We start from the raw sequence: 26,232 nt of genomic DNA, 5'->3' as shown, positions 1-26,232 counted from the left end.
ATAAGTATACTTTCTTAAGTTAAGAAAGTAAATTTCTATATTACTACCTGCAAATACTTCACACTGGGGCTAAACCACTATCTAAAAGTTGCATAACATCAGGATCTGTCACTATAGTACTTTCGTTATAGAGGCCATATACTTCATTACATGCCTTAAATAACAGATATGAAGATCCTCCAGAAGCTATTGTTGCTATTGAAGCCAATGCAAGAGATTGAGAAGCCGAAAATAGAAGATACAAAGATACACACATAGCGGTAGCACACACTATAGCTCCTACTATATATAAGCATATATGAAACTTCTTATTACATATAAAGCCACATTTTATATCTGCAATTTGCTTAACTTCCTTCTGCTCTGAAGGATCCAAGAAGTAAAGAGGTGATACTGCCTTATTATCCTTAATATAGCTTTTATCGAGGAGTGCTTCCTTAATATATTTCTTATTATTCTTAAGTTCCTTTTCTAATCTTTTTACTTCTTCCCAGTCTTTTGCTTTTTCAACCTCAACCCTGGTACTTTCTTCTAAATCCTTTATGATCTTCTGTAACGCAGATAATAGAAACCCTTTACTTGCTGCTATATGAAATGGGTTTCCATTTTCATCAATTCTATGCTTAGCTACACAAGCAACTCTTTCCTTGCAAGAATCGACAAATTTATCCACATTCCCTTTTCTTGCAATTTCAAATAAATTATCCATATATACACCTCACTGCATTCACTAATATTAAATTATACAATGCAGTTTGTTAAAAATAAATGTAAATTGATCTTTCAAATTTACTATAGTTCCACGTTGTTGCAAGTACAAATTTTAGTTATCATCGGTTACGTTATCACAATAGACAAATATGCCAGGTATAGTCACTAGATTCGCTCCATCACCAACAGGATTTTTACATATTGGAGGAGCTCGCACAGCTTTGTTTAATTGGCTCTATGCGCAGCGTCATGGTGGCCAGTTTTTACTAAGGATTGAGGATACCGACAGAAAACGTTCAACACAGGAAGCAATTGATGCAATAATAGATGGGTTAAAATGGCTTGGAATAAGCTATGATGGAGAAATAGTATATCAATCAAAAAGAATAGATAGACATATTGAAGTTGCAAATCTTTTAGTTGAAAAGGGTAGGGCGTATCATTGTTACTGCCCCGAGAATGAAGTTGCGGAGAAGAAAATAAGAGCAAGGGAAGAAGGAAAAATATATAAGCATAAGTGTACTCATTCAACATCAAATGCAGAGCCTGTTGTTCGCTTCAAAGTGCCAGACTCAGAAGATATTGTTGTTGACGATAAAATATACGGCCAAGTTACAATAAGTAGCGACCAGCTTGATGACATAGTAATCTTGCGCTCTGACAATACTCCAACATATATTTTTGCTGTAGTGGTTGATGACCATGATGCTGGAATAACCGATATTATACGTGGCTCTGATCATCTCACTAATACCTTCAAGCAATTACTAATATACCAAGCTCTTGATTTTGATGTCCCACGCTTTGCACATGTACCGCTAATTCATGGAGAAGACGGGAATAAGCTATCTAAAAGGCATGGGGCTACAAGTGTTTGCGATTATGAAAAGATGGGAATATTGCCACAGGCAATGCGTAATTACTTGCTAAGACTTGGCTGGAGTCATGGCAACGATGAGATTATTAGCGATGAGCAAGCAATAGAGTGGTTTAATTTAGAAAGCATCGGTCGTTCACCTGCACGGCTCGATTTCAAAAAACTGGAGCATTTGAATAACCACTATATTAGTAATATGAGCAATGAAGATATTCTGACTCTAATGCTTAGAGAAAATACTCTAACTGACAAAAAAAAGGGCTATTTACTGCAGGGACTGACAGAGCTGAAAAAAAGAGCAAACTATCTGACCGAATTATTGGACTTAGCAAAATTTTATATTCAAGTTGATTTAAGTGAAGAAGCTCAGCAAATTGTCAAATCTAACCTCAATGTAATTAAGTTACTTGCATCATTTCTTTCGAGTGTAGGTAGTGAAGATTGGAATAAGAATTTTTTATCTTCTCAGATTAAGGAATTTTCAAAATTACATAATATAAAAATGAGCGATATATACCACTCATTACGCGCTCCAATAACTGGAATAATGGATGCGCCTGGAATCATCGATATCATGGTAATTCTTGGTAAAGATGAGTGTATAAAAAGATTGCAAGCAATTTAAATAAAAAATTGCTTGACAGACTCTAGTAGCTTCATTATAGTGGAGAATGAAGATTTTTTAGGATCCAAAATCTATCTTCACCTGCAGGTTTTTTCACCAAATAATCAAATTTCAGCAAAAAATATATAAGTTTATTTTTGCTAGCTCTTTATTCATATAGGAGGGTTTATGTCTAGAATTCCTGATACTTGACTTTTATTTTTAAGTTAAAAAAACAATTGGCGCCTATGGTTTTCACATTAAATCATTTTAAATTGTTAAAGTTAATACGGGCTTTTTTTGCCTTTTTTTATTGGTATTTTTTTCATATTTTATTATATCATTATACTGTGGTACCATATAGACTTCAGTTTCATGATAAGGGGAGCAGGCTCCGTCTCAGCTATGGAATTAAAAAATGACTATGCATAAGATCTAATGGTGTGTCTAATCTATAGATAATTTTTTGTATTGCTAAGTTAATATTTTACATATCTGTTCAGTAAAGTGGCAAAAAAGACAACTAAATGAGTGTCATGAAAGTAGCTTACACGTAGCTGTAGGAATTTCATTTTTTAAGGTAAATTACACAGCAAATATTGTCATTCAAGTACTGTAATTCCAGCTTCTATAATGTCATGCCAGTGCTCGACACTGGCATCGAGCAAAATTTATCACAAACAAGACAACATTTTCAATTAAAAAATCAGTGTCTGGGTGCTAAGATGACACCTTCATAAGGGAGCCAGCATCAGCTACTTTCATGACACTCATTTAGTTGTCTTTTCTCGTTTACCTTATTTTGCCACTCTGCTGAACAGATATTAAAATAGCAAGCCTCAAGGTCAGAAGCCTGCTATTACTTACTGATTACTTTACATCAATTTTCTTGATGTGTTTCTCTGATTTAGGTATGGTTACATGCAATACCCCATCTAAAAAGTTGGCAGATACCTTATCTTGCTCTACATTTGTTGGAAGTTGAATAGATCTATAGAAAGAACCATAGTACCTTTCTTTGTGGTAAAACTGCTTATCTTTTGATTCATTATCACATGTTTTTTCACCCTTCACTATTAAGTTATCGCCAGATATACTAATGTCTATGCTTTCTTTAGGAATACCTGGTAACTCTAATGATAGGCAATAGCTTTCCTTTGTTTCATAAAGGTCACAAACTGGTAGTAGGCTACTGCCTCTTTTAGAAAGCTCTGGGTTCCATCCTGTAAAGAAGCTATCAAATATGTCATCAACGGCTCTTTGTAACCCTCTTACACTAAAATTATCACGATTATTGTTTTTATTTAAATGAACTATATTACTCATGTTGTACCTCCTTTTACTAATACATGCATTACATAATCACTCCACTTATTAATTTCAATCCTAAATCTAAAATTTTTTAGATGCGAAAAATTTTCCCCGTTTACTATAACTTGATTATGAGAAAAAATCTTATTTGGATTACCACGAGTAGTTCTATAAACTAGATTAACTGTAAAAAAGGGCAAGTGTATGCAAATTTATTACTTCTCTTTCCACTTCCACAATCAAACAATTTTGAATGTTTCTTATTTGACTTGCCAACAATGAGAATTGGTATAACTGCTAGCTCCGTCTTTCAGCTATGGCATTAAACAATGACATGCATAAGATCTAATAATATGTATAATTTATAAATAATTTTTGAGGTAAATTGTGAAATTGGGCGTTAATATTGATCACGTTGCAACCCTTCGCAACGCACGTGGAGCTTCTTATCCAGATCCATTAAAAGCAGCAAAAATAGCTATTGATGCTGGAGCAGATTTTATCACCGTACACTTACGAGAAGACAGAAGGCATATCAGAGATGAGGATGTATTCAATCTAAAACAAAACATTAGCACTGAGTTGAACCTTGAAATTGCAGCTACGGAAGAAATGCTCAAAATAGCAAAAGAAGTAAAACCCTATTCGATTTGTATAGTACCAGAAAAAAGAGAAGAATTAACAACCGAAGGTGGCCTGAATATCGTGAATATGCACAGTAAACTTTCTGGTATAATAGAGGAAATGCATAGCTTTGACATAAAAGTCTCACTGTTTATCGATCCAAATATTAATCAACTAAAATATCTTGAGAAGCTAGAAAGAAAGCCTGACATAATAGAAATTCACACAGGGGATTACTGTGATAATCCATCAGAAGAAAAATTAAAACTTATTACTAACTCTGCAGAATACATTAATAAGCTAGGAGTAGAATGCCACGCAGGGCATGGCATAAATTATAAACATGCTAAAAGAATAAAAGAAATACCTCACATCTCAGCTCTTAATATAGGCCATTCTTTAATCAGCGAGGCTATATTTCATGGCTTACATAGTGTAACTAAAAAGATGAAAATGACAATATCTAAGTAGCTTATACTTTCTCTTTGGTATTTAAAGTACTTGAAAGAGCTTGACTTGCTTTAAACCTTACTCTTTTCTTTTCAGGAACGGTCATAATCTCACCATTTTGAGGATTACGGCATTGTCTTTCCTTACTTATAGCAGTAGAGAATGTCCCTATTCCATGCAAACGTATTTCACCTTTACGATTTAGATCGTTCTTGATTGTTTCCATAAAAATATCATGAAGCTTACCCAAACTAGCTTTTGTTATATCTATACCTTGACTAGAGCACTCTTGACTCAGTTGGTTTACTATATCTTCTTTACTCATAAATTACCTTAATATTGAAAAATTACATAAACAGCATATTATGCTAATGCCAATAGTCAACTAAATTCGTCATAAAAAGAGAAAATGTCATAAAACCTTGTAAGAACTTGTATAATATTTACAAAAAAATACCATTATGAAACAATTATCTCTTAGAAAACTGACATTTTTTCCGAGCTTTATGTTGACCATATTTCTTACGCTCAACAACACGTGAATCTCTAGTTAGGAATCCACCCTTACGTAATATAGAGTGTAGATCTTGACTTATACTACTTAAAGCTCTGCTTATTCCATGAGCTAAGGCACCTGCTTGGCCAGATAGTCCTCCACCTTTTACAGTTGCAAACACATCATACCTATCTAACATAGAAGTTACTATGAATGGCGCTTTAATCATTTGACACACTGATTCTCTTTTAAAATAAGAAATTAAATCATCTTTTTTATTAACACTAAATTTTCCACTTCCTGGCTTTATCCATACTCTTGCTACAGATTCTTTCCTTCGACCTGTGGCATATGAACGACCAAGTGAGTCAATCATTGCCTTTTTTGGCTGATCATTATTATTTATTTTCACTTTTTACTCCATTATTTCTTATTTTTACGATTTAAAGAGGCAAAATCTATTTTTTCAGGTTGCTGTCCTTGATGCTTATGTTCTGAACCAGAATAAACATACAAATTTTCAAACCGTCTACGTGCCATAGGACCATCATCAAGCATTCTTTTTACTGCCATTTTTATCACACGCTCAGGGAATTTGCCATTTAAAATATTATCTGGAGTAGTTTTCTTTAAACCACCAGAATAACCTGTATGCCTATAGTAGATTTTATCTTTAAGTTTCTTTCCGGTAAAATGTACCTTTTCTGCATTAACAATAATTACATTATCTCCACAATCCATATGAGGTGTGTATTCAGGCTTATGCTTTCCACGCAATAGCGCTGCTACAAACGCTGCAAGCCTTCCTACTACTAATCCTTCTGCATCTATAACAAGCCATTTTTTATCGACTTGTTTCTCTTTTAAGAAAAAAGTTTTCATATATCAATACATAACAGTAGATTATGATACACTGAGTTGCTTGATAGTGTCAACAACATTAGTTACAACATTAGTTATTGATTATTAAAGTAATTTATGCTAATAACTTAAACAACATGCTAGAAAGCAAAATGTTTCGATTGATTATTATACTTATAATTGCTTTTGGTACTATAGGTTGCTATGCAATCGATTTGGAAGAAGCCATAAGCAAAGCTATCAAAAACAGCTCAAAAATAAAGTCTCAGTTTTACCAATATAAGAGTGCTGAAAAACAGCTGAAATCTTCTGGATTGGCTGGATTTTTACCTGACATTAATTTACAATATAATTTCGATAGTAATTTTAATATTATTAACGATCGACAAAACTCTGGAAAGCGTCTAACATTAAGCCAAAGAATAATAGACGGTGGGGGCACTTTTGCTACATTTAGCCGATCAAGTCATCTTCTTAAAGCAGCAAAAATTAGATTTCAGCAGTCAAAGCAAGAAGTTGCACTCAGCGCTGTGAAAGCATATGTTAATGTTTTACAAAAGGCAGAAATATTAAAACTGAGAGAACATAAAGAACGTGTTTCTTTAGAACATTTGTCAGCTATGAAAAAACGCTTTTCTCTTGGAGAAGTTACTAATGCTGAGGTTTTGTTCGCAAAAGCAAAATTTTCATCTTCTATATCCAAAAGAGTTGATGCTGAAGGTGAATTAAAGCTCGCTAATATTGCTTACTATCATTTAATTGGTGAAGATGCTGATAATCTTCACGAGACTAATGGTAAACTACCTTCTATACCAGAATTAAATGAATGTTTACAATTAGCAAAAACTAATAACTTGTCCCTAAAAGCAGCAGTTTATCAAAAAAGAGCAGCCGGAATGGAAGTGATCGCTGAAACTTCCAAGTGGCTTCCTTCTTTGAATCTAAGCGCAAGTAAAAATTTTGGAAAGGACAATATAAAATTGGACACGTTACTAGAAAATGTGAATGTTGTCTTTACTCTTGATATTCCGATCTTTAAAAGAGGAGTTAATGTTTTTGGTGTTAGTAGAGCTAAAATGGATGCAAAACAATCCACTTACGATTATTACGAAGCAGTAAAAAATATAGAACAAGCAGTTATAAATGCTTGGAATAACGTGCTGACAGCAAAAGCTATTATTAAAGCAAGTCAAGAAGCAGAAAAAGCAGCAGCTTTAGCATTGGAAGGAGTTGCGCAAGAAGTAAACTTAAATTTAAAGAGCACAATTGATCTTTTGGATACTGAAGATGAACTATTTAAAGCACGTTCCGATCTAATTCAGGCAAAAAGCAATTATGTAATTAGTGTTTACAACTTGCTTTTTATGATAAATAGTATAAACCTTTAAATTTAATGGTATGAGCGATAATCAATCTGTAAAAGATATACTAGAAGATATAAAAAAAGCTATATCGGGTAAAAATCCAAGTGGTGATAGAGCAGAAATAATAGATGAAGATGATGACGTATTATGCCTTGAAGAGGAGTATCCAGAAGACATCGAAGAAAAAGAAAATAGTGAAGAAGAGAATAATTGCCAAAGTGAGAAAATGAATAACCAATTTAATAGTTACAACTCAGAAGAGAAAAATTTGTATGATAATATCCAAATGAGTAATAACAAAGTGAGCTATCAAGAACAAAGTAACGAGCATTTAGTTTTAAAAGAAAATATGGAGGAAATTAAAACATTGCTTGAAAAGATGCAAAGCGAACTACGGCATAAACAACAAAAAAGAGCGGATCTTACTGTTGAAGAATTAGTTGTATCTCTTTTAAAACCTCAGCTTTCAGAGTGGCTGAATAAGTATCTACATGCATTGGTAAAAGAAGTAGTTGAAAAAGAGCTCAAAGATATAATCAATAATAAGTAGGTTATTAGTATAAAGACCAGAGTAAAAACAGCTAGAGGTAGAAAGTTATCTTCAACAAGATGGCTACATCGCCATTTGAATGATCAGTATGTGCAAAAAACCAATAAGGACGGTTATAGATCGCGCTCGGCATATAAGTTAATAGAAATAGACGATAAATTTAAACTACTCCAACAAGGGCAAAAAATTATTGATCTTGGCGCTTTTCCTGGTGGATGGTCACAAGTTGCATCTAAGAAAGGAGCGAGTGTGATTGCTGTTGACATAAAACCAATAAACGCAATTAGTGGAGTAGAGTGTATACAGTGTGATATTATCAGCGAACTTGAAATTTTAAGAGAAAAATTCAAGGATCACAAATTTGATGTAATTTTATCTGATATGGCACCAGAATCTTGCGGTTTAAAATCGTTAGATCATATCAGAATTATGCTTTTATGCGAAGCAGCGCTCAATTTTGCAAAGCATTTTTTGAATCATGATGGCAAATTTGTAGTAAAAATTTTTCAAGGAGAGTCTGATAAAGATTTCTGCAATGAGCTAAAAAAAATGTTTAAAACAGTAAGATACTTCAAACCAAAGTCAAGTAGATCTGAATCTACAGAAATGTATTTAGTAAGTTTAGGCTTTATTGGTGGCAACTATTCTGTATAGCAGGTACTTACAGAAATGTTGACGAATCTTATCCTATTAAACTGAAGATTAATAACGCTCGCACAAAAGCCCCTTTTTCTTGTTTAAATATTTATGATAATTAATTAAACTCTTGACTTTATTGCTTAAGTATATGATAATTAAAGTATATTATTATTATTATAGGAGAATTTTATATGTATTTAGCATTGTTGAAAAAGATATTAAGTATAGTAAATCGTGAAAATGATTTGAATGGTAATAACATAGTTGAAAAAATAAAAGAGCGAATAGAAAAAAGAGACCCATCTACTTATGAAGAATGGAAGAACGAAAGTTTTGATATAAATTATAAATTTAGTGTTTATGATTATTATGACAAAAAAGGATTAACATTATTAAATGTAGCATGTCTATATAATCAAGAAAATGTAGTAAAAGCTCTATTAGAAGTAAAAGGTATAAATGTTAATTTTCAAGATGGATCTGGAAAAACTCCTTTGTATATAGCTTTTGATAAAGGTCATCACAAGATAGTAAGAGCTCTATTAGAAGCCGGTGCTGATCCTTTAGTAAAAGTTCGTTGTAACAAAAATTTGGCAGAAATATTTACTAAAAAAGCAATTGGGAAAGCAGTAGACTTGGGTGCTCATATATTTATTATTGCATCTTGTATAGCTGCTATAGTAGTTACTTATGCATATTTTTTTGGTGTGTCATTATCAGTAGGTGCTATGGCTGGGATAGCTGTGGCTGCTGCTGTACTCACAGGACTTGTTGCTGGTGGTATTACGTATGAAGTGTATAAGCCTTGTGATGAGTTAAAGGACGCTATTGCAAAAGCAAAGTCAAGTCCTGGTCATAAGCTAAATGAAGTTGATTTACAATCAGAAATTTCTTCAAAGTCAAGTGTAACAGTGTAGTTAAGTAGAAGGAAGAAGTCTCTTCTTCCTTTTCAAGTAGCTGACACTGATTTTCATCCAAAATAGTTTCATTCAAGTAGCTGACACTGGTTTCTTACCAAGAAAAACTTAGCATAACTTTTGTGCTCAAAAAAACTTCTGGATTCCAGCATCAAGTGCTGGAATGACATGGTGAAATATTATTCAAGTAGCCTCTGTCTCAGTGTCCATTTGGTGTCATTCAAGTCAGCTCTCTTCTTGTCATCCCAGTACTGGGATTCAGAAAACTGACCAGGTTGGTCACGCGCTGGCTCTCTAAAATTACTTTAGCTACAAATATTAAGAAATTTACTAAATAAAAAAAGACAAAAGAATCCCCGTATAGCGAGTTTTAATAATGTAAATTGATAATGTGCTAACAAGCGCGATTTGGCTGAATGTAGAAAAAATAAAAAAAGCTGCTATAATTTTATGTAATTTGCCAATAAACACCTGAATTTTGTCGTTGAGCCCAAAAACAAGGATAAATACCTTTATTAGTATAATAAGGAAAGTGGGAAGGTTTGTCAAGTAATAAAACTAGAGGGCTCAAATGAAAGAAGGTAAACTCTCAAGTGTACGTTCAGTAGCACTTTCTATAAGAGAGATTGTATTATCTATCCCATAAAGCTTTATAAAAGATCCCATTCTTGGACCAGTTTTTTGGCCAAGCAGCGTTTCATACAGCAACTGAAACCAATCACGTAAGTTGCTGTAATTGTGCTTTTTTCCAATGGAAAAGACCTGAGATTGAATCTCTTCAGCAGTGGCGGTAATAGGCAAGGAATGTAGGTTATTCTTTAAATCTAGCAACGCTTCTTTCTCTTTTTCGTTTGAGGTTTTATATGCTTTTATTGGCTTGATAAAGTCATAATAATACCTAACTGCAAAATCTGAAAGCCTATCTAGCATTTTGTTGCTTTCTGGTGTAACGTTTGGTGCATAAGTTGATATAAAACCCCAAAGAATCTCTTTATTTTCAGCATTACAAGCTGCTGCCAGGTTTAAAAGTAAAGAAAAATTTATGCCTGAAGTTTCTACGTTTGGAACTTTACCCTGGTGGATGTGCCATACAGGGCTATTTACATCCTTTTCTTTACTTTCATTATAACGCTTAGCAAACTCTAAATATTCATCAGTTGATTTTGGTATCACATCAAAATATAAACGTTTAGCTTTTTTAGGGCTCTGAAAAATATATAACGCTAAACTCTCTGTTGGCGCGTAAGTTAGCCACTCCTCGATCGAAATACCATTTCCTTTTGATTTTGATATCTTCTTTCCTTCTTTATCAAGAAATAACTCATAGCAAAACAGAAGCGGTGGCTTTTCTCCAAGTATTTTACATATTTGACTTGAAAGCACAGCAGATGGTGTTAAATCTTTTCCATGAGCTTCATAATTGACTCCAAATGCAGCCCACCTCATCCCCCAATCAGGTTTCCATTGCAGTTTACATTTTCCTTTTGTCACTGGAACTTCTATTTTTTCCCCGTTTGGGTCTTCATACGTGATTGTTCCTTTATCTGTATTTGTTTCAATTACTGGAACTTGTAAAACTTGGGAAGTTTTTGGGCATATCGGCAAGAATGGACTATAGGTTTGCTGCCTTTCTTCCCGAAATGATGGAAGCATTACGTCCATCACTTTATCATAATTTTTCAGCAGGAGTAAAAGTTTTTCATCGTAAACGCCAGATTTATAACACTCTGTTGCACTCCTAAATTCGTATTCAAATCCAAACAAATCAAGAAATTTACACAACAACGAATTCATGTGATGACCATAACTCTCATGAGTGCCAAATGGGTCAGGTATCATGGTTAATGGCTTGTTCAGATTCTCTCTTAGCATTTCCTGATTTGGTACATTATCTGGTATTTTTCGCAAACCATCCATATCGTCGGAAACTGCAATGATTTTGGTTTTTATACTAGGAGCTATTTTTTTTAGAGCGTTTGCAATAACTGTGGTACGAAAAACTTCCCCAAAAGTACCAATATGTGGTAAACCCGAGGGACCATAACCAGTCTCAAATATTATCTCTTTTTTATTAGGGAATTCTTGTAGTATTTTTTCTGCTTCTTGAAATGGCCAGCTTATAATCATTGAATTTAAATTAATTATCTTACCTAAAGTGCTATTCATTTCAATAGATTTTTAATTAATGATGTAGTATTAGTGTTAGAGCTCTTATTAGAAGGTTAAAGATATGTCTACTGGCAGCATACAAACGAATCAATTATTTAAAGGTCTTACAAGACCTGCAATGCTCTTTGGTGTGAGTTATATGTTTGCAATATTAAACGTTCTAATTTGCATGCTAATTTTCATTAATACAAATGATCTTAGAGTAATTCTCCTGATGTTACCAGGTATACATGGACTTGGCTATATAGCTTCTGCAAAGGAACCGTTGTTTATTGAGTTATTTATGGTAAAGTTGGGAAAATGTTCCAAATGTTTAAATCGGTTTTATCATGGAGCCAATTCTTATGACATTACTTGATGTTATGCAATGTTGAGATTTAGAGCTATTCAATCAAAGAATAAATCTATTCTAAGTAGAGAGGTTCACGCTGCCGAATTTATACCTTATTCTTGCTATTGGAATAGTACAACCTTGATAACAAAGCAGAATTGGTTAGTTAAATTTATAAAATTAAATGGCTTTGCGTTTGAAACGGCCGATGATGAAGACTTGGTGATACAAAATAATATCAGAAATCAGATGCTAAGAAGCATTTCATCTCCAGCATTTAGTTTGTACTTTCATACCATCAGACGTAAGAAAAATATTTTTTCTGATGAATTTGCAAATCAGAGTTTACCAAATTTTTTTGCTAACCATGTAAATCTAAAATGGAGAGAAAAACACGCAACTAGGCAATCTTTTATTAATGATTTATACATTACGATTATTCGTAGGGCAGATACAAAGGGAGTAGAATTTTTATCACATCTACTGAAAAAATTTGGGCATGTAACTTCAAAACATGCTTGGGAAAGTGATATGCGTGATACCTATGAAGATTTAGAGGAAACGACAAATCGTATAGTAACAAGCCTTAGGAATTATTCGCCTAAAGTCCTTGGAGTAAAAGAAACTCCAAACGGACTGTTTTGTGAAATAATGGAGTTTCTGTCTAGAGTTGTAAATTGTGGCTTTGTTACAAATACGCTTTTTCCACTAAAAACTGAAATATCAAGATACTTACCAGTTCATAGGTTATTTTTTGGCCATAAGATGATACAGGTTGTGACTCATAATGAAAGTAAATATGCTGGAATAGTTAGTATCAAAGAATATGGAAATAATACTTCCGCAGGAATGCTTGATTCTTTTTTACAACTTCCTTATGAATTTATTATCACGCAGTCTTTTCAATTTACAAATAGGCAAATGGCAATTGCGAAAATGCAGATACAGCAAAATCGTATGATACAATCTGCAGATAAAGCTATTTCTCAAATAGCAGAAATTTCTCATGCGCTTGATGATGCAATGAGTGGTAAAATTGCGTTTGGTGAACACCATTTAACTATCTTATGTATAGAAAAAAGCCCTAAATCATTGGACAATGCTTTATCATTGGTTGAATCGGAGCTTTCTAATTGTGGTGTTTATCCTGTTCGTGAGAGGGTTAATTTAGAACCAGCATTTTGGGCGCAAATTCCTGGTAATTTTGATTATATAGTAAGAAAAGGTACAATAAGTAGTCTTAATTTGGCCGGTTTTGCATCTCAACATAATTATCCTACTGGTAAAAAATTCAATAACCACTGGGGAGATGCTGTTACAGTTTTTGATACAACATCTGGCACTCCATTTTTCTTCAACTTTCATATAAGGGATGTTGGACATACTATGATAATTGGGCCAACAGGTGCTGGCAAAACTGTTTTAATGAATTTTTTATGTGCTCAAGCAATGAAATTTTCTCCAAGAATATTCTTTTTTGATAAAGATCGCGGTGCAGAAATTTTTTTAAGAGCACTTGGTGGTATCTATACTATAATAGAACCAAGAACTAAGACAAATTTTAATCCTCTGCAACTTGACGATACTCCTGATAATAAAACATTTTTGATGGAATGGATAAAATCTTTAATTTTAGTGTACAACGATAAATTCACTTCAGAAGATATTGCTAGAATTAATGATGCAATTGAGGGAAATTTTAAATTAAAAAAAGAAGACAGATTTTTGAGAAATCTTGTACCATTTTTAGGACTTGCGGGCCCTGATACTCTAGCTGGAGCAATATCTATGTGGCATGATGATGGCTCTCATTCTGCAATATTTGACAATAAAGAAGATTTGCTAGATTTTTCAAAAGCAAGAGTGTTTGGCTTTGAAATGGCTAGCTTGCTAAAAGATCCTGTTGCTCTTGGGCCGGTCTTGATTTATTTGTTTCATAGGATTAGTATATCGCTTGATGGCACTCCATCCATTATTGTTCTTGATGAAGCATGGGCGTTAATAGATAATCCAGTTTTTGCACCTAAGATAAAAGACTGGTTGAAAGTGCTGAGAAAGTTAAATGCTTTTGTGGTTTTTGCTACTCAGAGTGTTGAAGATGCAAGTAAAAGTGCTATTAGTGATACGCTTGTACAGCAGACAGCAACACAAATTTTTTTGCCAAATCTGAAAGCTACTAGTGTCTATCGAGATGTTTTTATGTTAACTGAACGTGAGTACATACTGATCAAACACACAGATCCAAGTACTAGATTCTTTTTAGTAAAGCAGGGAGTTAATGCTGTAGTAGCTAGAATAGATCTGAAAGATTTGGATGATGTGGTCAACGTGTTATCTGGACGTGCGGAAAGTGTTCTATTGTTATATGATATACTGAAAGAAGTCGGAGATGATCCAAAGATGTGGTTGCCTGTGTTTTATCAAAAGGTGAAAAATGTTTAAAACTAAACTGTCATTACTGTTAGTTGCGATATTTTTGTTAAATATAGATTTTTTGCTCTCGTATCCAGTGTTTGCAGATACAGTAAGTGGTACTGACAAAACGGAATTTGTTAGCAGATTTAATTCTACTGGCAGCTTTAGTCGTGCTTCTAATCCTGACTGTAAGGCGTTTGAAACAGCTGCAGCAGTTGCTGGGATAGCAATTGCTATTGGTGCAATATTTACTGGTATTGTTTTGATTGTCTCTTCTGCTGGTTTATTTACTGCTCTTGTTATCGTTGGAATGATAGCTGCAATTGTTGGGGTTTGGAAGGCGATAGGAGGACTTGTTGTTTGTGAGCATAGTTTTGTTAAACACCCAGTTGCACGTGATCATGATGGAAAGTATAAAGATTTCGAATTCTCAAAATCAGAATACTCAAAATATTCAGATTGCACAAATAAGAATTATCAAAAGGAAGATGAATATTTTAAATGTTTTGATGGGGCAAATGGATCAATAGAAGTAGGTAGAAAAATAGAGAAGGGCATTTTAAACTCCATACCTGACCAAAATACTGGTGGTTATTACTGGCCAAAAAACGGTGTGCAATACAGTGAATATATAGAAGTATGCCATAGAAATCCTTTAACATTTAGCAGATTGTTTTGGTTAGATACATCAATAAAAGCAGACTTTGATGTTAGAGAGAAGGACACTGGATATGAAGGTGGGTCATGGTCTCCAAAAGTTGATGGTGATCTGGAATGTAAAGTTCTTAAAGCAGGACAAAGCGAAACCATACATGGGTCAACATTCAAGGCAGTAAAAAAAATGGACAGATTGTGTGTGGAGCTGGCAAGTGTGAGAATGCTTGGTATCAAAATGACTCCTTGGCCGCAAGGGGTTGATATGGGATGCACAGAATTGCCACCTGACCCACTTGCTCCTATGTGTGAAAAATCTGTGATGATATTCAAAAATAAAGATGGTACAGGTGAATATGAGGAAGATCTTAATGATTCTAAAAATAAGGACAAAGATTACAAAACTATTATAAGGGAAAAGAAAGGAGAGGGAAAAATTTTTGTAGGTTATAATAATGCCAGTTGTTTTAGCCAGTATGTCTCTGAAGCTTGCTACAATCAAGCGGGAAGTAAGTCATTATCTCCTATTCCTATAACTTCTATGATAGTGCAATGTATTAAGGAGTCGTTAGATAATTTAGTGGCAGGTATTGATTCAAGTGGTAACTTACTTACAGACAAAAATGGACATGCTAAGGGTAGTTTTTTGTCTGTAGCACAAAAAAGACTGAAGAACACTGTTACTGCTATCTTAATTTTAGCTTTGATATTGTTCTCTATAAAAGTTATGTCTGGTGGAGTGCGTAGTCCGCAAGAAATGTACATGTTGATCATTAAATTCGCTTTAGTGATTTACTTTACGACAGGTAGCACTATGTCTCATTATTACGGGGAATTAACAAAACTTTCGAACGGCTTATCAGAAATAGTGCTTAAAGCTTCATCTGAGAGTAAAAATATATGTAATTATGAGGCAGGTAAAGATTATGAATACGATCGTGCAGGGCAGAAGGTATCCTACAGTTATCTTGCACCTTGGGATAGGCTTGATTGCAGAATTTTATTTTATTTAGGTGCCCCTTTAGATGGAATTGGTGGCAAAATTGGTACTGGAGGTGTTGCAACGTTAGCGGTCTTGCTTGGCGCTGCTCCTGTCTTGTTAGTTGCAGGTTCGGTGATTGGTATTATTTTCGCTGGTGGACAAATTTTAGTAGCTCTTGTCTGTATATTTATGGCCATTTTGATGATGATGGTTATTTTATGGATGTGCTATGTATTTATCTTATCTTTAGTTGCGCTTAGTGTAATTATCATCTTATCGCCTTTATTCATTCCTATGGTTTTGTTTCAACATACTAAAGGATATTTTGATGGTTGGCTAAAAGAGTTAATTACCTACAGTTTATACCCAGTTATCCTCTTTGCATTTCTATCTTTTATGTTCATAGCATGTGATAAAATCTATTTTAAAAATTTAAATTTTAAACTGGACGAGTCATATAAAAATGAACAACCAGACAAGTCATATGAAAAGAAACAAGCAGAAATCTCATATAGTAAGAAAAAACAGTGGTTTAAATTGAAAGATGGGGAATGTGATAAAAATGAAACTACTCTCGCATGTATGATGCAAAATTATAGCTTTAAAAAGAGCAGCATACTTGGTCTATTCGACTTTAGATACATGGAGTTTGGCAGCTCTCTAATCGGAGAATTATTAAAATTGTGTTTAGTATTATTCCTCTTTTACCACTTTTTAAACGTTCTTCCCGGCATGGCTGCTGAGCTTGCTGGTAATCACAGAGCAGCACTTGGTTCAGGTAGCACTCCTGCACAAATGGTGAATAAAGCTTTATCTGCTGCCAAAGCTGCTGCTGGAGGTGCTGGTCAAGTTGCTGCTGCGGCTGTAAATAAGGCAAGAGGGGCTATTGGAGGAGGTGGAGATGATAATAAGGGATCGGGATCTTCCTCTAGTGAATCTATAAAATCAGGTGGAGAGTGAGCGCAGGTGAGTAACAGATGTTTGAACATTTGAGCAACCAAAATTTGGTTAAGCTATGCATAAGTTTTGTGATACTCTTTTTATTATCTGGGTGCGGGTGTATTAAGCCAGAAGATTCATCAGGCTTGCGTGAGAAATTGGATATAGTGTCAACAGAGCAGAAATGGGTTGATTCTGGAGTCTATATTTCGGATAAAATAAAAGTAACAGAGATTAATATAGTACCTAATAAGGTTAATTTTTGTTCGCAATATAAAGATTTTGCAATTGAACCTGGAGTAAGAAACGTTACATTACCGTTTGCGCTTAAAGCTGGCGATGCGATAAGCTTTAGTGTTGTTGGAAGTAAAATGTGTAAAAACAATAATGGCATGGTCACCTGCAAAAAAATTGACGAAAATTGCAGTGAAGGGGAAAAGGAGTATTTTTCACATGTTTTAAATCAAGAGAAGTGTCAAGGTGAAATATGTCCTAATAAATATGAAATAGGCAATGCACAATGGTTAAATGGAAAAGAGTACTGGTCTTCAGAATTAGATCAAAGTGAAAGAGAGGAAATTAGAAATGTCATCGACTCTATAAAACAGCAAGGGGAAAATGTAGACTGTAGCAAGCTTTCAGAGAGCAGTGCAAGTAAGATAGATACGCGCATTTTAAATTTACTCTGTGGACGTATATGTAAATTTTCTTTCGGCAGCGGAGAAAAAGGTTGCGTATATATTGAATACAATAGTATAGAAGGTGAGATATTCAATACTTTAAATTCTAGAGGTGAATCTGTTATTGCTGAAATTATTGATAACGTATTAAAGGAAAAACGGGTAAAAACTGACATTACACTATTACGTGTTCACATGGATAATGAGGAATTTGAACACATTCCAGGAGGCGGTATATGTATTAACTGTGATCATAAGATAGATCGTAACCATCCAAAACCAGAGTTAACTTTTAGTTTAGGTGATGGTAAGGGCAAGGGTGGTTTCAATATAAGAGTAACGAAGAACCATAGTCTAAAAAACAACTTATATATACATGTTTCTGATAAGTTTCCTGAGCACAATCCTGGTGAAATTCTGGGGGATATACCTGTGGATATCAGTGAAGTTCATAATACTGAGTATATGGAAAGATTAAAAGAAAAGCTAAAAGACAAGAGTGGCACTATATATTACGGAATAAGAGATCATGGCTGTGATTATAAGAAAAATGAGGGTCAGTTTAGTATTAACCTTACAACTAAAGAGCCACCTGTAAGAACTTTTAGTGCGATATATAATTTTTTTGATGAAAAAGTAAAAACTGCATTTTTCGGTTCTAGCTACAAAGACACTAACGCGATTCACTCTGATACTAGCCCTGTGAAGTCTCTTTATCAAAGTTTTGTAGCATCAAATAGAACAAATACCATCAGATCTACAATAGTGTCGTTATTAGTATTATATATAGTTTTATACACCCTTTATTACTTTTTTGGATTGTCTCATGCTTCTATATATGAATTTTTAATTATATGTGTAAAGATAGGAGTTATTACCCAATTGCTGAACGATAACAGTTGGAGTTTTTTTTATAACAATGCATTTTCTATTTTTGTTAATGCTCCAAAACAGTTAATAGAAATAGCAAATTTCAGAGGTACAACATCAAATGTTTTTGAATTTCTTGATTTACCGCTCAATAGGTTTTTATCAGCACACTCAGTGTTACTAATAGTATCTCTTATATTCTCCGGTCCTTTGGGTATTGTATCGTTTTGCTTGGTGATTTGGGGTTTGATAACAGTGAGCTTATCGATGTTTAACGCCTTATTTTCTTTTATCACATCTATAGCAATAGTTGCATTATTGCTTTCCTTGGCGCCTCTTTTTATTATTTGCCTTCTATTTGGATATACTAGACAGATGTTTCACAATTGGGTCAAAAATTTAGCAAGATTTGCAATTCATCCGGTAGTGCTTTTAATTTTTATATCATTAATAAGCCAGGTTATGGATTATATTGTGTATTCGGTCTTTAATTTTGAGGTCTGTCCTACATGTATACTTAATCTTAACTTAAAGATTTTTAATCCTTGTATTATTTATGGTTATGCTTCCAAACATGCACCTAATATCACCGCTATGATGGCTTTTGTGATTTTGGGACATGCTATGAAAGCTTTAGTTGAGGCATCTTCAACAATATCTGATTCGTTGTTTGGTGTTTATGTGGCAAGCGAACCAGGAAGGCAATATCAGCAAAGCTTAATGGGAACAGTAGGTTTAGATGAACAAAGTATCCAAAGAAGAGCAGGTCAGCAATCTGGTACACCAAGTCGAAGACCTCAAATACCACAATCAGCTCAAAGATCAGCACCTAAAATACCGACAAACACAGGAAATCAATGATGAGCAGAAAATCATTATTATTGATACTATGTCTTGTAATTACTGGCTGCACAATGGATTGTGTTGAACCTGGGCTGCAGAGCAGAAATACTAGTGTCAGTATAGATGTTCCAGTTCGTGAAGCTGGCGAAGGAGTTAAAATTCATTGGGTTGATTCTGGTCAAGTAATTAGCAAGGATGAGAAAATCAAATTTACTCTTGGTGGGTCAGTAAATTTTTGTCCTCTTAAAGAAGGGAAAAATCCAAAGAGAGTACTTGTGCCCGCTGTATTTTGTGCTAATGATTTAATACCAAATTACAGTAATAAGTTAACTGATAATGCTAGTCTTGATGAACGAGAAATATGTGGGGATATAGGCTTTGGAAATAATGAATTCTATAGCAATAGACGTTATGTAGATACTGGAATTAAAGCAAATCCTGGTGATAAGTTAAGCTTTAGCTTAGTTCCCAGAGAGATAACGATTGATTATGACAATCCACAAGGAAAAGGTATCAGTTTTGATGATAATTGCTATAGAACTGAAAAAGGGGATGAAAAAGATAGAGCTACAATAAGAGACATGCTAAACGGAGGAAAGTTCTTTTGTGGAGAAAGTGGTAAAAGAACTGTAGTAGAATTTCCGCCGCTGAATAAAGAAGAAATGAATAAAAGAAGAGTGCTAGTTGGCAATGGCTACACTCCATATGATAATAAGGTACATTTTAATAAGGATTATATTCAAAATTCATGGATAAATGGTGCGTTGTTAGATCTACGACGAACTAAAATAGGACTGAATGAATTATGTAATGGGAAAAGGTGTGATTTTAATGAGCTGAACAAATACAGTTCTTATGAACTTAATTGTTACTATCAGAATATATGTTACAACGCAAAAGGTATAGGGGAGAATTGCGTCTCTTCTATAAGGTATGAGAAGTATGATAAAGGAAATACATGTGACATGTATTCTCACCTTAAACGTATTGAGGATGAACTAAAAAAGATTGAAGAAAATAAGAGGGATTCTAAGCAGATTGACATTAATTTAATATCAAATTCTAAATTAAACTTCAAAGAGGACAGAGGAGATATTTCTTGGGCCGAAGCTCTTGTTGCAAAAATTGGCGATTTTGATGATCAGGATACTGCTAAAGGTATTCAATGTTTTCCAAATGAGAAAGGTGCGAAAGGAGATAATGTATGTTCACAGATTAATTATAAATTTGAAGATTACTCTCTGAGATTAAATCATGATTATAAAATAAAAGGTATAACACCTGGTAGTAGTGTGATGCTTGCTATAGCAAGTAATGGCAACTACCAACTTCATAGAGGTGGATATCATGTTGAAGTAACTAGATCATGTAACTTTGATGGTGGTAAAAAATTGTATGTGTACTTAGGTGATAATCCGCCAAGGGATCCATCTGCTCGAAAGACTAATGATTTCAAAAAAGTAAAGAGGTTGGATAAAATAACAGAGGATAATGTAGACTATTACATAATAGATGGAAGTCATTTGGTAAATGAAGAGTCTAAGAAAATATATTTTGGTATTAATGTAGAAAACGTAGAGAAAGATGATATTACGGACAAAGATAGCAAATATTATGAAGATAACAAATACACAGTAAATTTATTTTTAAAAAGAAAAATAAACGATTTTATTTCATCAACTGTAAACAAGATTTTTGATTTCATAACAGACGGGAGTGAAGACGGAATTAAAATTCCATATGAAGGATATAGAAAGGGGCTTCTACAAGGAATAAGAGCTTTGCTTATTCTATACGTTATATTTACTGTTGTTGGCTATATGCTTGGAACAATACAATTAAGTAAATTCGATTGTATTATAAGAATATTCAAAATAGCATTTATAGCTTTTGCTTTTAGTGATAGAAGTTGGGAATTCTTTGGTACAACTTTGTCTGGGCTTTTTGTTGAGGGTAGCATTTATTTAGTTGATAGTTTTTCTGGCTATATAGGAGAAGGAGGTAAAAAATTTGCATTCTTAGATTTAACAGCCGGAGTATTATTTACAGGAGAAACATGGCTGAAATTTTTATCTTTAATGCTATCAGGACCTTTTGGCTTTATTGCATTTTTGGCAATACTTTATGCTACTTTTGTGTTTTTAAGATGCATTATTAGTGCTACGTTTAAGTATGTAATATCTACTGTTTTAGTGGCATTTTTATTGTCATTGGCACCTTTATTTATCGTATTTATTCTATTTCAACAAACTAAAACATTATTTGATAATTGGATAAAAACGCTGGCTCATGTTTCATTGCAACCAGTCATTTTATTTTCATCCTTGTCTCTTTTAAACCAGTTAATGTATTCAGTTCTATACAACCTCACAAATTTTTCTGCATGCTATCAATGCTTAATTAGTGTAAATTTTTTATCGTATGATCTGTGTCTTATGAAATCAATATTACCTCTTGGGTATAGTCCTGGTACTAGTGTTGATGTTGCGCTCAGTACTGGAGAAAGGGCTGGTGGGCACTTTGCAGCATTACCTATAGATCTAATCCAGGCATTTATATATCTCATCATTGCTAGTGCAATGGAAGCTTTTGTTTCTATATCAGAAACTATGGCGCAGGCGTTGTTCAGCTCTGGTTATGGAGTTGCTCAAAGTGTTAGTCATATTTCTAGGAGCGCATCACAAGCTATGCTGTCAACTGTTGGCCTTGATGATAGAACCCAAAATATGATACATAACATCAAGCAGGGAATGAGTAAAGATCGTAGCAAAATTGAAGCTAAATTGCCTGATACACCAAAGCAAGCAGATGGGAAAGGGAGTGCTGGCAGAGAAATGAGCAAATCTGAAACACTAAGCCAGCCAGATAAGCAAAAGGATTCTGATAAAACAAAAGGACAAGTCAAGGAAGATTGATGAGATATATGGAGTAACTAATTAAAAAGATATTTGAAGTAAGGTTTTAGAAATTTATTCTGTATTGGAAAAAGTTTAGGTATGCAATCACGCTTAGGCAAATGTTGGTTTAGGTTATTAATTTTGGTAATCTGTGTTCTGGTTACAGGTTGTAGTAAGAATGATATGCCTTTTCCAAGATGTATATCTGCTGATTATTTTGGTCCTGAACCCATTGCAATTGGTGCTCATTTTCCAATCGGTCATGATGCGTTTTTTCCAGAAGGTGAAAGTGGAGAACCTATTGATCCTGAAACCGGAGAAATCAATTATGGTTTTCACCCTAATCAAGTAGTGAAGTGGAAGGATACCGGCCTTGAAACCAATGGAGATAGTTTAGTAGTACGAGTAAATGGTGCATGGACATCTTGGAGCAATAGTAATAAGAAGAAATCTCAAAGTAGTTATAGTTTGGAAAGTTTGGAGCAGTTAAAATATGCAACCAAATTTGAAAGAGGGAAAGGTGACAACAGTCTGCCTGACTTTCACTTAGTTTGTAATGATTATAAACCTAGCATACAAAAATTTTCAAGTAAGCCTAAAGAAAGTTGCACTGTAAAGTGCAAGTGCATTAATGAAGATGATAGCGCAAATACAGTATCACGTGGTGCTCCATGTTGGTTTACTAACGGCCATGGTGCTTATCTTTTATTTAAAAGGCCTAGCGATTCTAGTCCTAACGAAAATTTAAAATCCATGCGTAACCCTGAGTCTCCTACTGTACATCTAGGTTACAATTCCGTAGCGGAAGATGGAAGTGGGCTTTTTACTTTAGACAGAGATAACACCACATTACAGGACAGGAGTTGTAATACGGTGAGGTTAGAAAAAGGATGGAAAATATATGTAAAGATATTAGATAGATATTATCTAGATAATGCAGGTGGCTACTCTTTTGAATTTTTGAGCGGAGTGCAGAAACCAAGTAACTTTGGATTTTTTGATTACATTTATAACTATCTAAAATGTGTATTATTGATTAACGAAAATTGTAAAAAGCATTTTGATAGCAATGATCCTGCAGCTGCACAGGCGATGTTCGAAAATATAGCTGAAAAAAGTACGAGCTTTCACAATTTTGTTCTTTCCTTGCTTGTTCTATTTATAGTGATTTCATCGCTTCTTTATCTTTTTGGAATGATAAGAGAAACTAAGCATGATATGCTCATCAGAATGATGAAAATCACTCTAGTAATAGTGCTTATATCTCCTGGAAGTTTTAGATTTTTCTATGATCATTTTCTTGTTTTATTTGTTAAAGGTCTTGAACAATTGATAAGCATAATTACTAATTTTGCTCCCAACATGAACACCGGAGGTAATTCAAACGTTGCTCAAGGAAATGAAGCTAAATTGTTTAGCTTCATGGAGGATATGTTTAATAAGTTTTTTGCTTACTCTGTTTGGAAAAAGTTTGCAGCATTTTTACATTATCAAATGTGGGCAAGTCTCCTTATGATACCGGCAATTTTTATAGGGATTGTCTTATATTTCCTGCTGTGTATGTATGCTTACATAATATTCCTTTCTGGTTTTATGGGTATAGCTTTTCTTGTAGCTATAATGCCGCTATTCCTAATCTCTATTTTATTTTCACCACTGAAAAGTCTATTTGAGGGTTGGATAAAATTCTGTATTAGTTTCTGTTTGCAATCAATTATGATATTTACCCTGCTGTCATTACTTGCTGCGATGATAATGAATACCTTTTATAAACAGTTAGGCTTTACTGTGTGCTATAATAAATGGCTTGAAATAAAGTTATGTGCTCCAAAATGGGTATTTGGTGGTTTTTGTATAATTGATAAAGAATACTTTAGCTGGACTCCAGGGCAAATTTTTGTACCTTATGCTATTGGAGAGGCTTCTACATTGAACGTAGATAAGAATATAGAAGGTATAGAAAAACTAAGCAGAATAGGTGGTACAGTAAAGTTTACTGGTGGCGCTGGATATATCCCTCTTCCACCAGATTACATTAATAAAGGTTTTCGTTATATAGATTATCCTTTCTTTAATCCAATTCCTGGAACTAAAGATAATCCAGCAGACCACTATATTGCGGAAAGTGATATGATAGTTAGTAATGGCTGTAGTGCAAAAGATCTAGTACGCTTAACAAATAGTTTATCTCATGCATCAGAGAGGGCTGACATTATATTACTGATCAACAATATAGAGAAAAGGATAGGTGATGTTAGTGAAATAATAAAACGCTACTGTCAAGATATAAATAAATGCAATAGTTATAGGGAAATAATTAATGAAATAAGATCTTTAGTGCGGAGTGCGATAAAAAAACAAGGTTGTAGAATACTGAAACTTCATGATTTATATAAGGATCCCAACAGTGAATACTGTCAGAAATGTAAAGATTGTGAGGATTGCAAAAATTATAAAGAAAATAGTGATTACCAAAGGGTGCAAGACATACAGAGAGGTTATTTAATCAACGCAGGAGAGATCTTTGTATTGTTCTTGCTTTCGTTTTTGATGTTTTCTTTGAAGGAGTTTGTACAACAGATGGGCTCAAGCATTGCCGGTGGTGGGTTTGGTGTTTACAATATATCTAGTATGTATCAAGCATCACCTGTGACTGGTTTAATGCAGGGATTAAAACAACAGATGCAAGATAAAATTGGTGGAGGGCTAGAGTCTTTAGGTAATTGGGCTACTCATGTACCGGACAGATTAGCTGGAGGTACAGCTAATTTGCTAGGTAGAATACCAGGAGTTGGGGGTGTGCTGAAATATGCTATTAATGTGCCACGTAAGCTTGTAGGTGCTACTATTGAAGCAACAAAATTTGCAACATCACCTAAAAATGATGTTGATAAGCTTGAGGAAAAAATCTACAGGGCGTTTGGAATTGATAAAGAAGATATTGCACATAGAAGAATTGATAAATATTTAGAATATTATAAAGGATATGTAGGATCACATTTGGGCTATACAATAGAAGATGCTATGAAGTTTACTTGGGAACATGGTCTCGACTCTATAGGAATTAACCCTGCTACAGGAGAAAAGGATGGTTACCAGCATAATCTACTCTATAGAGCAAAAACATATAGACGGGAATTTCTTGAGAAGCTTCATGACTACACTATTGGCCGCAAGAGAGAACCAGAAGAAGATGAATCATCAAAAGAAAATAAGCCTAATCAATCAAATCGAAAATTAGGTACGGAACCAGAAACCCTAAAAAACACTACAGAAGCTATACGTGCCGGAGAAGATAGAGAGCGTCAAGATAATGAAAGGAATGAGAACATAGAGAATGATGAAGAATCGTAATTTCAAAGGGCTAAGTTATTATGGTCTTCAGCAAGACGAAGATGGTAATATCAAGTTAAACGATTACAATGATGTTTTAAATGCGCGCAGAGCGAGGGTAGATTTGTTACTAGATAGCACTAAGCAAGGTGATGTTAGTCTTTCAAAGCTAAATAAAGCTCTGAATGAGAGACTTATAGATGATAAAGGGCTATCGTCAGAATTTGACAAAGAAGACAAAGAAATTGCACAGAAGGAGCTTAAGATGTTCTCTATTTTAGACGATCTTGATAATCTTGCAAACATTGAAAGTGAAGATCTATTAGAGGTTAGTTTGTTACTATCAGATCTTAGTTTTATAGAGAGAAATATTGTGTTGAATGCCGATCAGAGTTCTGATCTAATAGGGTTCAAAAATCTATTTATAGAAAAAAAAGCATCTGGTGAGGAATATAGTGATGAAGAGTATCACAATTTCCTCGATAGTATAGAGAAAATCAATACTTTAATTAAGTTAGAGTTAGAAAGTAGAATTGAAGGGATGGGTCATGATGAAAAAAACAACCATGATGATTTACAAGACGAGATTGGTCGTGCAATCAGTATAGAAAATAAATCAAAGAAAAGCGATTGATCTTGCGTTCCTCCACAAGCAAACTTCTTTCTATTAGACTGCTGAAGCTATGTTGACATTAAATGTGTATTATAAATAATT

At 34.0% G+C, this 26,232-nt stretch carries 20 protein-coding genes; 13 read left to right on the top strand and 7 right to left on the bottom strand.

Annotation, left to right across the window (positions count from 1 at the left end; genetic code table 11):
• Positions 1-58: 58 nt before the first annotated feature.
• Positions 59-709, bottom strand: a complete 651-nt coding sequence (locus tag MJ631_RS06545; protein ID WP_214303233.1) for an ankyrin repeat domain-containing protein — start codon at positions 707-709, stop codon at positions 59-61.
• Between the two features lie 151 nt (positions 710-860).
• Between MJ631_RS06545 and gltX the strand changes: the two genes are divergently transcribed.
• Positions 861-2,213: a glutamate--tRNA ligase gene (gene gltX / locus MJ631_RS06540; protein ID WP_007302040.1), complete on the top strand. Its 1,353-nt coding sequence runs from the start codon at positions 861-863 to the stop codon at positions 2,211-2,213.
• An 849-nt stretch (positions 2,214-3,062) separates the two neighbouring features.
• Here gltX and MJ631_RS06535 read toward each other — a convergent pair.
• The gene (locus tag MJ631_RS06535) at positions 3,063-3,518 is read right to left on the bottom strand and encodes an Hsp20/alpha crystallin family protein (RefSeq protein WP_007302039.1); all 456 of its coding nucleotides are present in this window, start codon (positions 3,516-3,518) and stop codon (positions 3,063-3,065) included.
• Entirely contained in the window at positions 3,515-3,703 is a 189-nt protein-coding gene (locus tag MJ631_RS06530; RefSeq protein WP_006014948.1) for a hypothetical protein, read from the bottom strand. Before MJ631_RS06530 ends, MJ631_RS06535 begins: the two co-directional genes overlap by 4 nt.
• Before the next feature lie 187 nt (positions 3,704-3,890).
• Here MJ631_RS06530 and MJ631_RS06525 point away from each other — a divergent pair, with 187 nt between their 5' ends.
• Positions 3,891-4,598 carry a pyridoxine 5'-phosphate synthase gene (locus MJ631_RS06525; RefSeq protein WP_019236674.1) on the top strand — a complete coding sequence of 236 codons (708 nt, stop codon included), beginning with the start codon at positions 3,891-3,893 and terminating at the stop codon, positions 4,596-4,598.
• Between the two features lies 1 nt (position 4,599).
• Here the strand turns inward: MJ631_RS06525 and MJ631_RS06520 are convergent, their stop codons facing one another.
• From MJ631_RS06520 to rplM, 3 genes are all read right to left on the bottom strand, one after another.
• Positions 4,600-4,902 carry an HU family DNA-binding protein gene (locus tag MJ631_RS06520; RefSeq protein WP_019236673.1) on the bottom strand — a complete coding sequence of 101 codons (303 nt, stop codon included), beginning with the start codon at positions 4,900-4,902 and terminating at the stop codon, positions 4,600-4,602.
• 145 nt (positions 4,903-5,047) lie between these two features.
• Positions 5,048-5,449 carry a 30S ribosomal protein S9 gene (gene rpsI / locus MJ631_RS06515; protein WP_052264863.1) on the bottom strand — a complete coding sequence of 134 codons (402 nt, stop codon included), beginning with the start codon at positions 5,447-5,449 and terminating at the stop codon, positions 5,048-5,050.
• Positions 5,450-5,496: 47 nt separating this feature from the next.
• Positions 5,497-5,955 carry a 50S ribosomal protein L13 gene (rplM, locus tag MJ631_RS06510; protein WP_006014941.1) on the bottom strand — a complete coding sequence of 153 codons (459 nt, stop codon included), beginning with the start codon at positions 5,953-5,955 and terminating at the stop codon, positions 5,497-5,499.
• 116 nt (positions 5,956-6,071) lie between these two features.
• Here rplM and MJ631_RS06505 point away from each other — a divergent pair, with 116 nt between their 5' ends.
• From MJ631_RS06505 to MJ631_RS06490, 4 genes are all read left to right on the top strand, one after another.
• Positions 6,072-7,322, top strand: coding sequence for a TolC family protein (locus MJ631_RS06505; protein WP_019236672.1), 1,251 nt, complete (start codon positions 6,072-6,074; stop codon positions 7,320-7,322).
• Positions 7,323-7,332: 10 nt separating this feature from the next.
• Positions 7,333-7,848 carry a PopZ family protein gene (locus tag MJ631_RS06500; RefSeq protein WP_007302034.1) on the top strand — a complete coding sequence of 172 codons (516 nt, stop codon included), beginning with the start codon at positions 7,333-7,335 and terminating at the stop codon, positions 7,846-7,848.
• 75 nt (positions 7,849-7,923) lie between these two features.
• The gene (locus tag MJ631_RS06495; RefSeq protein ID WP_007302033.1) at positions 7,924-8,502 is read left to right on the top strand and encodes an RlmE family RNA methyltransferase; all 579 of its coding nucleotides are present in this window, start codon (positions 7,924-7,926) and stop codon (positions 8,500-8,502) included.
• A gap of 176 nt (positions 8,503-8,678) precedes the next feature.
• A complete protein-coding gene (locus tag MJ631_RS06490; protein WP_214303235.1) occupies positions 8,679-9,404 on the top strand; it encodes an ankyrin repeat domain-containing protein in 726 nt (241 codons plus the stop codon).
• A gap of 567 nt (positions 9,405-9,971) precedes the next feature.
• Here the strand turns inward: MJ631_RS06490 and MJ631_RS06485 are convergent.
• On the bottom strand, positions 9,972-11,570 hold the full coding sequence (locus MJ631_RS06485; protein ID WP_262986285.1) for a lysine--tRNA ligase: 1,599 nt from the start codon (positions 11,568-11,570) through the stop codon (positions 9,972-9,974).
• 64 nt (positions 11,571-11,634) lie between these two features.
• Here MJ631_RS06485 and MJ631_RS06480 point away from each other — a divergent pair, with 64 nt between their 5' ends.
• From MJ631_RS06480 to MJ631_RS06450, 7 genes are all read left to right on the top strand, one after another.
• Positions 11,635-11,931, top strand: coding sequence for a type IV secretion system protein VirB3 (locus MJ631_RS06480; RefSeq protein ID WP_006015054.1), 297 nt, complete (start codon positions 11,635-11,637; stop codon positions 11,929-11,931).
• A 9-nt stretch (positions 11,932-11,940) separates the two neighbouring features.
• The gene (locus MJ631_RS06475) at positions 11,941-14,346 is read left to right on the top strand and encodes a VirB4 family type IV secretion/conjugal transfer ATPase (protein ID WP_007302030.1); all 2,406 of its coding nucleotides are present in this window, start codon (positions 11,941-11,943) and stop codon (positions 14,344-14,346) included.
• Entirely contained in the window at positions 14,339-16,915 is a 2,577-nt protein-coding gene (locus MJ631_RS06470; protein ID WP_007302029.1) for a TrbL/VirB6 family protein, read from the top strand. The genes MJ631_RS06475 and MJ631_RS06470 overlap by 8 nt, the downstream gene beginning before the upstream one ends.
• Before the next feature lie 17 nt (positions 16,916-16,932).
• Positions 16,933-19,305, top strand: coding sequence for a TrbL/VirB6 family protein (locus MJ631_RS06465; RefSeq protein WP_052264801.1), 2,373 nt, complete (start codon positions 16,933-16,935; stop codon positions 19,303-19,305).
• Positions 19,302-22,202, top strand: coding sequence for a TrbL/VirB6 family protein (locus MJ631_RS06460; protein ID WP_214303238.1), 2,901 nt, complete (start codon positions 19,302-19,304; stop codon positions 22,200-22,202). The genes MJ631_RS06465 and MJ631_RS06460 overlap by 4 nt, the downstream gene beginning before the upstream one ends.
• An 81-nt stretch (positions 22,203-22,283) precedes the next feature.
• Positions 22,284-25,538, top strand: a complete 3,255-nt coding sequence (locus MJ631_RS06455; RefSeq protein ID WP_214303239.1) for a TrbL/VirB6 family protein — start codon at positions 22,284-22,286, stop codon at positions 25,536-25,538.
• The gene (locus MJ631_RS06450; protein ID WP_012481862.1) at positions 25,522-26,151 is read left to right on the top strand and encodes a WD_0853 family protein; all 630 of its coding nucleotides are present in this window, start codon (positions 25,522-25,524) and stop codon (positions 26,149-26,151) included. Before MJ631_RS06455 ends, MJ631_RS06450 begins: the two co-directional genes overlap by 17 nt.
• Positions 26,152-26,232: the final 81 nt, after the last annotated feature.

The organism is Wolbachia endosymbiont of Oryzaephilus surinamensis (genome assembly GCF_025617515.1).
In the GTDB taxonomy this organism is placed as follows: domain Bacteria; phylum Pseudomonadota; class Alphaproteobacteria; order Rickettsiales; family Anaplasmataceae; genus Wolbachia.
This window is presented reverse-complemented; position numbering and strand designations above follow the sequence as displayed.

Bases quoted from the DNA above. Each gene is read 5' to 3' on its own strand.
- MJ631_RS06480 (WP_006015054.1), top strand. From the start codon at position 11,635: ATGTCTACTGGCAGCATACAAACGAATCAATTATTTAAAGGTCTTACA.
- MJ631_RS06465 (WP_052264801.1), top strand. From the start codon at position 16,933: ATGTTTGAACATTTGAGCAACCAAAATTTGGTTAAGCTATGCATAAGT.
- MJ631_RS06450 (WP_012481862.1), top strand. From the start codon at position 25,522: ATGATGAAGAATCGTAATTTCAAAGGGCTAAGTTATTATGGTCTTCAG.
- MJ631_RS06535 (WP_007302039.1), bottom strand. From the start codon at position 3,518: ATGAGTAATATAGTTCATTTAAATAAAAACAATAATCGTGATAATTTT.
- MJ631_RS06485 (WP_262986285.1), bottom strand. From the start codon at position 11,570: ATGAATAGCACTTTAGGTAAGATAATTAATTTAAATTCAATGATTATA.
- MJ631_RS06545 (WP_214303233.1), bottom strand. From the start codon at position 709: ATGGATAATTTATTTGAAATTGCAAGAAAAGGGAATGTGGATAAATTT.
- MJ631_RS06505 (WP_019236672.1), top strand. From the start codon at position 6,072: ATGCTAGAAAGCAAAATGTTTCGATTGATTATTATACTTATAATTGCT.
- MJ631_RS06455 (WP_214303239.1), top strand. From the start codon at position 22,284: ATGCAATCACGCTTAGGCAAATGTTGGTTTAGGTTATTAATTTTGGTA.
- MJ631_RS06520 (WP_019236673.1), bottom strand. From the start codon at position 4,902: ATGAGTAAAGAAGATATAGTAAACCAACTGAGTCAAGAGTGCTCTAGT.
- MJ631_RS06470 (WP_007302029.1), top strand. From the start codon at position 14,339: ATGTTTAAAACTAAACTGTCATTACTGTTAGTTGCGATATTTTTGTTA.
- MJ631_RS06500 (WP_007302034.1), top strand. From the start codon at position 7,333: ATGAGCGATAATCAATCTGTAAAAGATATACTAGAAGATATAAAAAAA.
- MJ631_RS06490 (WP_214303235.1), top strand. From the start codon at position 8,679: ATGTATTTAGCATTGTTGAAAAAGATATTAAGTATAGTAAATCGTGAA.
- MJ631_RS06475 (WP_007302030.1), top strand. From the start codon at position 11,941: ATGTTGAGATTTAGAGCTATTCAATCAAAGAATAAATCTATTCTAAGT.
- MJ631_RS06460 (WP_214303238.1), top strand. From the start codon at position 19,302: ATGATGAGCAGAAAATCATTATTATTGATACTATGTCTTGTAATTACT.
- rpsI (WP_052264863.1), bottom strand. From the start codon at position 5,449: ATGATTGACTCACTTGGTCGTTCATATGCCACAGGTCGAAGGAAAGAA.
- rplM (WP_006014941.1), bottom strand. From the start codon at position 5,955: ATGAAAACTTTTTTCTTAAAAGAGAAACAAGTCGATAAAAAATGGCTT.
- gltX (WP_007302040.1), top strand. From the start codon at position 861: ATGCCAGGTATAGTCACTAGATTCGCTCCATCACCAACAGGATTTTTA.